Origin of the sequence: Microcystis sp. LE19-10.1B, from assembly GCF_027530565.1 — a bacterium.
Taxonomy (GTDB): domain Bacteria; phylum Cyanobacteriota; class Cyanobacteriia; order Cyanobacteriales; family Microcystaceae; genus Microcystis; species Microcystis aeruginosa.
The window spans coordinates 1-9,122 of the sequence record NZ_JAPZQM010000005.1; the positions used below are offsets into that span (position 1 = coordinate 1).

Sequence of the window (9,122 nt, forward strand, 5' to 3'; positions counted from 1 at the left end):
GCCGCAGGGCTTGCGGTGTCAGTCTGTAGAGCGACCATAAGACCAGAACAGAGTAAATCTGTTAAGGCAGGTGCGAAAAATCCTTCGGGAAAGAAGCAGAAACTCAAATCGTGAGGTTTGGGAATCGCCGTCCGTTTTACGGCGGCGAGGATGTCAACTGTCTTTACTGAAATTATGCGCCGCCGCCGTTAAACAAGGTGATGCACAAGTACAGCAATTTGTCAAGTTAATTGAGGTGCGCGATCAGCTAACCGCTCAATTAGCCCATCGTCCCTCCCTAGAACGCTGGGCAAAAACCGCCCAAATCAGGGTGTCTGAGTTAAAAAATGCTTTAAAAGCAGGGAAACAGCGTTGGGCGCACCTAGCGGGCTTAGAAGTGGGGGAATTAGAAGAAATTATTGCCCTTGGTACCCGTGCCAAAGAACAGATGATCAAGGCCAATTTACGTCTGGTGGTGTCGGTGGCCAAAAAATATCAGAATCGCGGTTTAGAATTATTGGATTTGATTCAAGAGGGAACCCTGGGTTTAGAACGCGCCGTCAAGAAATTTGATCCCACCAAAGGCTATCGTTTTAGTACCTATGCCTACTGGTGGATCCGTCAAGGAATGACAAGAGCGGTCGCAACGCGCTCGCTACGCGAGATCGCAACTAAAAGCCAGATTATTCGCTTACCGGTTCATATTACCGAAAAACTCAACAGAATTAAGAAGGCACAACGGAAAATCTCGCAAATGCGCGGTCGCACTGCGACCGTAGAGGAAATTGCCCAAGAGTTAGCTCTGACTCCTGAAGCTGTGCGGGAATTGTTGATGACAGTGCCGCGTTCGGTTTCCTTAGAAATAAAAGTGGGTAAGGAAAAAGATACGGAATTATTAGACCTTTTGGAAATCGAAGCAGTGTCTTCAGAAAATCATTTTGTCTATGAATCTTTGCAAAGAGATATCAGAGAACTATTGGCAGATTTAACCACTCGCGAACGACAAGTGATTGAATTGCGCTATGGTTTTCTCGATGGTAAATCCCATTCTTTGGCTGATATCGGTCGCACTTTGGAATTATCCCGGGAAAGGGTACGACAAATTGAGTTGAAAGCTTTGCAAAAACTGCGTCAATCCCAGCTACATAATCACATTCGCGATTATTTTGAAGCGTTGAGTTAGTTAGGGTATGTGGAAAAAGTTTTTCCTGGGGGCAGGGTGTGGGGAGTATTTTCAGTGAACAGTAATACTAAATCCTGTTATTAAAAACTGATTATTTATTCCTCCTTTTGCCTATTGCCTCTTGCCTATCCTGATATGTAGCCTATACTCAACGGATTTAGTATAATCAGTGATCTGAAAATACTCCCTATTTTTTAAGGAATTTCTGAAATGGAATTCAGTCTGTCTATATTTGACTATACTTTTACTAACTATTAATATGTCCAATTTTGTTTCGTCTGTAGGGTGTAGGTTCCGTCGCGCACATTGACCCGATGGGGGATCAGCTTCAGGTCTCGGAAGATATGAGCTTGGTGTTGTAGGGCCGTCAGAGAGCGATCATCGATCGGGATAATGGCACGTTCAGAGGCCCGTTGTTCGAGATTAGTCACGATCGCCGGATCGATCTCGTGGTGAGCTGCCAAGCGTCTCGTCGCCTCTAACTCCTGTTGTTTCGCCCAGGCACCCGCCTCGTTCACCTCTTCTAAAATCACCTTCAGTACATCGGGATAATCCCGCACCAATTCGGGAACCGCATAATAATAGGTCGGCACTTCTAGAGAGGCGTTTTCCCCGAAGATGCTCTCCAAATCGGCCAACGATCTTCCCGGATAGGTGCGCGTCTCGGTGGGGGAATAGGGAACCCAGACCACCCAAGCGTCGATCTCACCGCGACGAAAAAGCACCAGTGCTTCCGGTTGAGTCGCATACACCGGTTCGATATCGCTTAATTCTAGATTCACTCTCATCAGGGCGCGGATGAGGACATAATGGGCGCTCGAACCTCGATCGAAGGCGATTCTTTTTCCTTTTAAATCCGCCAACGTCTCTATTGGCGAATCCTCAGGCACGAGAATCGCCTGACCTTTCGGGGCGGTATATTTTTCCTTGGCTACCCGGACGAAGACGTGTTCGGCTGCTTGCGAGAAAATACTCGCCGTACCGCCACCACCGCAGAAGTCGATCGTTCCGTTGCTCAAGGCCTCGATCAGAGAGGAAGCCGCCAGAAAACTCGTCCACGTTACCGTCACCCCAAAGGGTTTTAAGCGTCTTTCCAGAAAGGCCTGGGCGCGGAGAACTTCCAGATTGGTCATACCCTCGGGATAGCCGATCTTGAGGGTTCCTAACCGCCGCGCTTGTTTGGCGAGAGGAGTGATATCGGAGGGGGTCGAGCGCTTGAACCAGCGATCGATCGCGATACAGAAGAGAATTCCAGCGATAAATAATCCCACGGTTTCCAATAGCCGGGGAGTCGTATTTCGGGGGAATTTAAAGCTATCGACGAGGTTCAGAATCAGGTTATCGGATCGAGAATTTTGACCGACGGCGATCGTGTCGGAAAATCCAGCCAGGAGAAAGCTCCCGACGAGGCTGGTCACAAAAAGCACTGCGGGAAGAACTCCCCGGCAATTTCGCCACGGTTTCCAGAGACACTTGATCGAACGGTGGAGCATGGGATTTCTCGCAGAAAACAAGATTTATGATCGGGAAAGGAGACAAGAGGGAAGGGTTTCCCAACTTGATCGGGAGAGGTTCCATTAGTTTTATCTACATACTATAAAAATCCACGACTCCTCGATTGTGTAACAAAGTACATTTATAAATGTATTGAAAATGATATAGTTTTAAAATGAAATTGCGCCCGCATTTGAGAGATCGAGGTGGTATGGATGGATTGGTTGATCGAAATCGTCAAAATCGCGGTGGCCACCGGCATAGCCACCACCTTCGACGACAATATTTATCTAACCGGCTTCTTTAGCGAGGTAAATCGTACCTTTCGCCCGGTTCACGTTGTCGTCGGCGAGCTAGTCGGGTTTACGGCCTTAGTATCGGTGAGCTTGCTGGGTTTTCTACTCGGCTTAATCATCCCGCCGATTTATATCGGTCTTCTCGGAATCTTGCCAATCCTCATCGGTGTGAGAAATTTACTGACGTTAAATCGCGATAACGAGAGGGAAACCGCAGATCGCAAGGTGAATTTGCGAAGAAACGCCCGATTTCACGGATTCGCCTCCCGCAGACTATCCCTCGGTCAAGTCTTCAGCGATCGCCAAACCTATAAAGTTTCCGCGGTCACGATATCCAATGGCGGCAATAATCTCGGTATCTACATTCCCCTATTCGCCAATAGTACCGTGGCGCAGTTAGCCGTAATCATCCCGATCTGCTATCTAATCGTTTGTACTTGGTTATTTCTCTCCTATAATCTAACCCGCCAACCGGGGATCGCGGTTGTCCTCAGCCGTTATGCGAGTAAGCTTTTCCCCTTTGTGCTGATGTGGTTGGGCCTACGGATTATTCTCGATAACGGCTCCTATCGTCTGTTGATTCCCATCGGCTAAATTAGACCCCCCGTAAAAATCGCCAATCTCCGGCTCCCACGGGAGTCAAAATTCAGGAAGAGAGAAGAAAAAATTAGTTGGTTTAGAGCAACCTTATCGAGAAAATCCCGATGAATGTATCACTGTTGCCAATTCGATCGCTGTTTCGTCCCTTTCGTTCCTTATCGGGGAGGAGCTTCCTTTCCTTCCTGTTAGTGGGACTGTTGGCAAGTCTCGCCCTCGCCTCCTGCGGGGGAATCGGCTCAAAACCGGAGGTGAAACTGAATCTCGTTTCCTTCTCGGTCACGAAAGCCGCCCACGACCAGATTATCCCGAAATTCGTCGAGAAATGGCGGAAAGAGCATAACCAAAAAGTCATTTTCCAGCGGAGTTACGGCGGTTCCCTGGCCCAGGCCGATGACGTGATCGCCGGGAAACAAGAGGCGGACGTGGTACATCTGGCCCTTCCCCTCGACGTGATGCGGATATCTCAAGCCGGCCTGATTAATCGCGGTTGGGAAGATCGGGTGCCGCGGCGGGGGGTGGTGAGTCACTCGGTGGCGGCGATCGTGACGCGGGCGGGAAATCCGAAAAAGATTCAATCTTGGGCGGATCTGGCTAGAGAGGACGTTACGGTTCTATCCGCCGATCCGAAAACTTCCGGGATCGCTATTTGGCAGTTATTAGCCCTCTGGGGTTCGGTGACGCAAACGGGGGGCGAACCGCAACAGGCATGGGATTTTGTCCGCCGGATCTATCAAAAGATTCCCACCCTAGCCAGGGACGCGCGGGAAGCCAGCAATGCCTTTTTCCAAGAAGGAAAGGGGGATGTTTTAGTCACCTACGAAAACGAGGTAATTCTAGCGGCAAGAAATCAACCAGATACCAATTACTTAGTCCCCCTGGTCAATATCTCGATCGATAATCCCGTGGCGGTGGTGGATAGAAATGTCGATAAACACGGCACGCGAGAGGTGGCCGAGGCCTTTGTGAATTTCCTCTATTCCGAGCCGGCACAACAGGAATTGGCCAAATTGGGCTATCGCTCGGTCAATCCCTTCGTGGCCAAGGATGAAGGACTACAATTTCCGCCGATCAAGACCCTTTTCAACGCCCAAGATCTCGGGGGTTGGACGTTGATCGAAAAGGAATTTCTGGCCAATAACGGCATCTTCGAGCAGATTAAAAACCAGTCGGCTTCCTAACATTTTTCCCGCTTTAATCTATGAAATTCTCTCATTATTTTTTCCTAATCTCCCTTCTGATGGCCAGTAATTTGATCGCCGGTTGCGGTCGCCCGGCCGACTCGGCCGAGAAACAACCACCAGTCTCGATCGACGGTGGTGCGGTGGGTTTCGCCCTCTCCCTCGCCGTTGCCGAAGAATATCAAAGAGTCCATCCCGAAGCGCGGGTAAGCGTCGCCACCAGTGGAACCGGGGGCGGTTTTAGTAAGTTCTGCGCCGGAAATCTCGACATTGCCGGGGCATCGCGGGTGATCCGGAAAGAAGAGATCGAGAAATGTCGGGAAAACGGCGTGGAATTTCTGGAATTACCGATGGCGATCGACGGATTGGCGGTGATCGTCAATAAAAAAAATCAATTCGCCAAGTGTTTAACGATTAAAGAACTCGATCGAATGTGGAACACGAAAGCGGAGGGTAGGATTACCAGTTGGAAACAGATTAATCCCAAATTTCCCGACGAGAGATTATTACTTTTCGCCCCGCCTTCCGATACGGGAACCTTCGATTATTTCACCCAAGCGATTACGGGAAAACGGAGAAATAGCCGTACCGATTTCACCCCGAACCGCAATCAAAACGCGCTCGTGCAGGGGGTGATCGGCAATCCATCCGCGCTTGCCTATTTAGGCATCTCTTTCTATATGCAGAACCAAGATCGATTGAACTTGGTGGCGATCGAAAATAATGAAGGAAAATGCGTCAAACCGGTCCCCATCGATAACGTTCTCCGCAATGTCTATAATCCCCTTTCCCGTCCCCTGTTTATCTACGTCAACAAGAATAATTTAAAAACGAATCCATCCCTGGAAAAATTCGTGCGGTTCTATTTAGAAAATTCCTGGAAATGGGTCGATGGCGTGGGTTACGTCGCTTTACCAGATGAGGCCTACGTCAAAACCCTGCGGAAATTCGAGCGCAGGGAAACGGGATCGAAATTCGGCAAAGCTAAACCGGGAGAACCGATCACGAACTTTATCTAAAAAAGGAATTTTGTCAAACCATGACCTTAACCCCGAGTTCTTTCGATAATTCTTTTTTGCCGGCAGATAATTCGCTCCTCAAGCGCCCCGGCGACGATATTCAAGAGAAGATAATCGCGCTGATTCTCTTCGCTTGCGCTTTCGTTTCCGTGGCGACGACAATCGGCATCGTGGCGATTATTTTTAGTGAAACCTGGGGATTTTTTCAAGAGGTATCTTTCGCCCAATTCTTTCTCGATACCCGTTGGACTCCACTGTTCGCCACCCCTCATTTCGGCATCTGGCCGCTGATTAACGGGACATTTTTAACCACGGCCATCGCTATGTCCGTCGCGGTTCCTTTAGGCCTATCTTCCGCGATCTACCTCGCCGAATACGCAAAACCGAACCTAGCGGCGATTTTACGCCCCGCGGTGGAACTTCTCGCCGGGATTCCTACGGTGGTGTACGGGTACTTCGCCCTACTCGTTGTCACGCCCACTTTGCGGAATCTTTTCCCCGTCGAGATTTTTAACGCCCTCAGCGCCGGGTTAATGATGGGGATCATGATCACTCCCACGGTGGGATCGATTAGTTTAGACGCGATCCGAGCGGTTCCCCGTTCCCTGCGCGAGGGTTCCTACGCGCTAGGAATTACCAAGCTGGAAACGATTTTTAAAGTGGTTCTCCCCGCCGCCCTCTCCGGGATCATGGCCTCGATTATTCTGGGAATGTCGCGGGCGGTGGGGGAAACGATGACGGTGTTGATCGCCGCCGGCTCGCAACCCCGGCTTACCCTCAATCCCTTCGAGTCGATCGCCACGATGACCGCTTTTATGGCCGAGATTTCCGGGGGAGATGCGCCCCGGGGCAGTCTCAGTTTTAAAACCCTCTACGCGGTCGGCGCGGTGCTTTTTCTGATCACGCTGGTGCTGAATCTAGCCAGTTACTGGATATCCCACCGTTTTAAAGAAAAATACGATTGATTTCCCATGGTTAAATCCTCTGTCAAATCCGATACCGTTGAATTTATCGACCATCTCGAACGCCGCGAGGCGATCGGCAAATTCTGCGAGTATCTTTTCCTCTTCGGTTTACTGATCGGTTTGTTCGTTCTGGCGCTGTTGGTGTTGAATATCGCCCACGATGGACTCGGACGACTCTTAACCCCCGGATTCCTCACGGAAACGCCTTCCCGTTTCCCGGAAAGGGGCGGTATCCGTCCGGCGATCATCGGTAGTTTCTATCTGGGAATTATCGTGCTTCTCGTGGCGGTCCCGATCGGGGTCGGGTCGGCTTTGTATCTAGAGGAATACGCCCCGAAAACTTGGTGGACGGCACTGATCGAGGTGAATATCGGCAATCTGGCCGGGGTTCCCTCGATCGTCTACGGCTTATTAGGATTAGCGGTTTTTAACTATCTGCTCAATTTTGGCCCGACGCTGATTTCCGGCGCGTTAACCCTTGCGCTTCTCTCGCTGCCGGTGATTATCGTCACGGCGCGGGAGGCGATCCGGGCGGTTCCCGATTCCCTACGCCAAGCCTCCTACGGTCTAGGCAGTACCAAATGGCAGACGATCCAACACCATGTTTTACCCTACGCGGTGCCGGGGATTCTCACGGGGGTGATTATCTCCGTGTCGCGGGCGATCGGGGACGCGGCTTCCTTAATGGTCGTCGGCGCGGTTAGTTTCCTCACTTTCGATCCTGGTTTATTCCAACGCTTTATGGCACTACCGATTCAAATTTTCAGCTATATCACCCGTCCCGAACCCGGTTTTGCCAATGCGGCGGCGGCCGCGATTATCGTTCTGATCCTGTTAATTCTCGCCCTCAACGCCATCGCCATCTATCTACGTCAACGTTATTCGACACTGAATTAGGGAAGGCAGCGGGCAAGGGGGTAGATACATAACCTTCCCTACTCCTGCACTCCCCACTTCTCCAGTACGGGAGGGTTTGCAAACCCTCCCCTCTAAAAAAACCATCGATCTTTAATAAACGATCAGGAGAATTTTTGCCATGACTACCCACCTTAACCCAGATCACAGTGTTTTCGACGCGGAAGGAGTGAAAGTTTTTTATAATGGATTTCTCGCTCTTCTGGACGTTCATATTAAAATTCCTGCACGAAAAATCGTCGCCTTTATCGGGCCGTCCGGTTGCGGGAAAAGTACCCTCTTGCGCTGCTTTAACCGAATGAATGATCTGATCCCCGGCGCCAAGGTGGAGGGAAAATTACTCTACCGAAATCAGAATATTTACGATTCGCAGGTCAATGCAGTCAAGTTAAGGCGACAGGTGGGGATGGTTTTCCAACGTCCCAACCCTTTTCCCAAGAGCATTTACGAGAATATCGCCTACGCGCCCCGAACCAACGGTTATCAGGGAAATCTTGAGGAATTGGTCGAGTATTCCCTGCGGCAGGCGGCGATCTGGGAGGAAGTAAAGGACAAACTGAAAGAAAAAGGAACGGCACTATCGGGGGGACAACAACAGCGTCTCTGTATCGCCCGTGCGATTGCGATGAAGCCGGATGTTTTATTGATGGATGAACCCTGTTCGGCCCTCGATCCCATCTCTACCCGTCAGGTGGAGGAATTGTGCCTACAACTGAAGGAAAGTTACACGATCATTACCGTCACCCACAATATGCAGCAGGCATCGCGGATCGCCGACTGGACGGCGTTTTTTAACACCGAAACCGATCGGTCCGGGAAACGCCGGGGGAAATTAGTCGAATTCAGCCCCACGGAAGTTATGTTCGGTAATCCGCAAACCGACGAGGCCCGGGAGTATATTACTGGGCGATTCGGCTAATTGAAACGGAAAAAAGGCTGATAGTCTCTTTTTCAAAACCGTGCGCGGTTTGATCCCGAAACATTCCTTGGTATGAATATAAAAAACTGGATTTTCGCCATTTTGTTGGTTTTTGTCCCGATCTCGATCGCCTGGAATTTCCTGCGTTGGGACGTGACGATCGTTTTCCTGAGTGCCTGTCTGGCGATTGTTCCCCTGGCCGCTTACATGGGAAAAGCGACCGAGGAAATCGCCGTCGTGGTCGGTCCCAATCTCGGCGGTTTATTGAACGCCACCTTCGGCAACGCCACCGAATTAATTCTCGCCTACGCCGCCCTGGAAGAGGGTTTGATCGAGGTGGTGAAAGCGACGATTACCGGTTCGATTATCGGGAATCTGCTGCTGGTAACGGGCTTATCGATGTTTTTCGGCGGCTTACGCTATCTCAAGGTCGCGAGAGGACTCCCGTTAAACCGCGTAGCGGTTAACGGGAGATGAATCGCCACCAGAATAAAACTAACGCGGTAGGGTTTCCACTTTTGGGGAGTTTTGGTTCTCGACGTATTTTTTTAGTTGTTCGATGGTAACGCCGCCA

General features: G+C 50.4%; 8 protein-coding genes and 1 pseudogene. 8 read left to right on the plus strand and 1 reads right to left on the minus strand.

What is annotated here, in order from left to right; translation table 11 throughout:
* Positions 1-70: 70 nt before the first annotated feature.
* Complete coding sequence (locus O9332_RS00125; protein WP_288023203.1) at positions 71-1,162, plus strand: sigma-70 family RNA polymerase sigma factor; 1,092 nt, start codon at positions 71-73, stop codon at positions 1,160-1,162.
* 254 nt (positions 1,163-1,416) lie between these two features.
* Here O9332_RS00125 and O9332_RS00130 read toward each other — a convergent pair whose 3' ends face one another.
* Positions 1,417-2,655, minus strand: a complete 1,239-nt coding sequence (locus O9332_RS00130) for a sulfonate ABC transporter substrate-binding protein (RefSeq protein WP_002763670.1) — start codon at positions 2,653-2,655, stop codon at positions 1,417-1,419.
* Between the two features lie 216 nt (positions 2,656-2,871).
* Between O9332_RS00130 and O9332_RS00135 the strand changes: the two genes are divergently transcribed.
* The 7 genes and pseudogenes from O9332_RS00135 to O9332_RS00165 form a co-directional block, all read left to right on the plus strand.
* The gene (locus O9332_RS00135; protein WP_002763668.1) at positions 2,872-3,546 is read left to right on the plus strand and encodes a cadmium resistance transporter; all 675 of its coding nucleotides are present in this window, start codon (positions 2,872-2,874) and stop codon (positions 3,544-3,546) included.
* Between the two features lie 110 nt (positions 3,547-3,656).
* Positions 3,657-4,730 (plus strand): sulfate ABC transporter substrate-binding protein, encoded by a 1,074-nt coding sequence (locus O9332_RS00140; RefSeq protein WP_288023205.1) that lies wholly within the window; start codon positions 3,657-3,659, stop codon positions 4,728-4,730.
* A 20-nt stretch (positions 4,731-4,750) separates the two neighbouring features.
* Entirely contained in the window at positions 4,751-5,749 is a 999-nt protein-coding gene (locus O9332_RS00145) for a PstS family phosphate ABC transporter substrate-binding protein (protein WP_002763665.1), read from the plus strand.
* Positions 5,750-5,769: 20 nt separating this feature from the next.
* On the plus strand, positions 5,770-6,714 hold the full coding sequence (gene pstC, locus O9332_RS00150) for a phosphate ABC transporter permease subunit PstC (RefSeq protein ID WP_002763664.1): 945 nt from the start codon (positions 5,770-5,772) through the stop codon (positions 6,712-6,714).
* 6 nt (positions 6,715-6,720) lie between these two features.
* Positions 6,721-7,611, plus strand: a complete 891-nt coding sequence (gene pstA, locus O9332_RS00155; RefSeq protein ID WP_002738206.1) for a phosphate ABC transporter permease PstA — start codon at positions 6,721-6,723, stop codon at positions 7,609-7,611.
* A 139-nt stretch (positions 7,612-7,750) separates the two neighbouring features.
* Positions 7,751-8,548 carry a phosphate ABC transporter ATP-binding protein PstB gene (gene pstB / locus O9332_RS00160; RefSeq protein ID WP_002763663.1) on the plus strand — a complete coding sequence of 266 codons (798 nt, stop codon included), beginning with the start codon at positions 7,751-7,753 and terminating at the stop codon, positions 8,546-8,548.
* Positions 8,549-8,620: 72 nt separating this feature from the next.
* Positions 8,621-8,971, plus strand: a pseudogene (locus O9332_RS00165) (calcium:cation antiporter family protein); the annotation flags it as partial.
* Between the last annotated feature and the right edge of the window lie 151 nt (positions 8,972-9,122).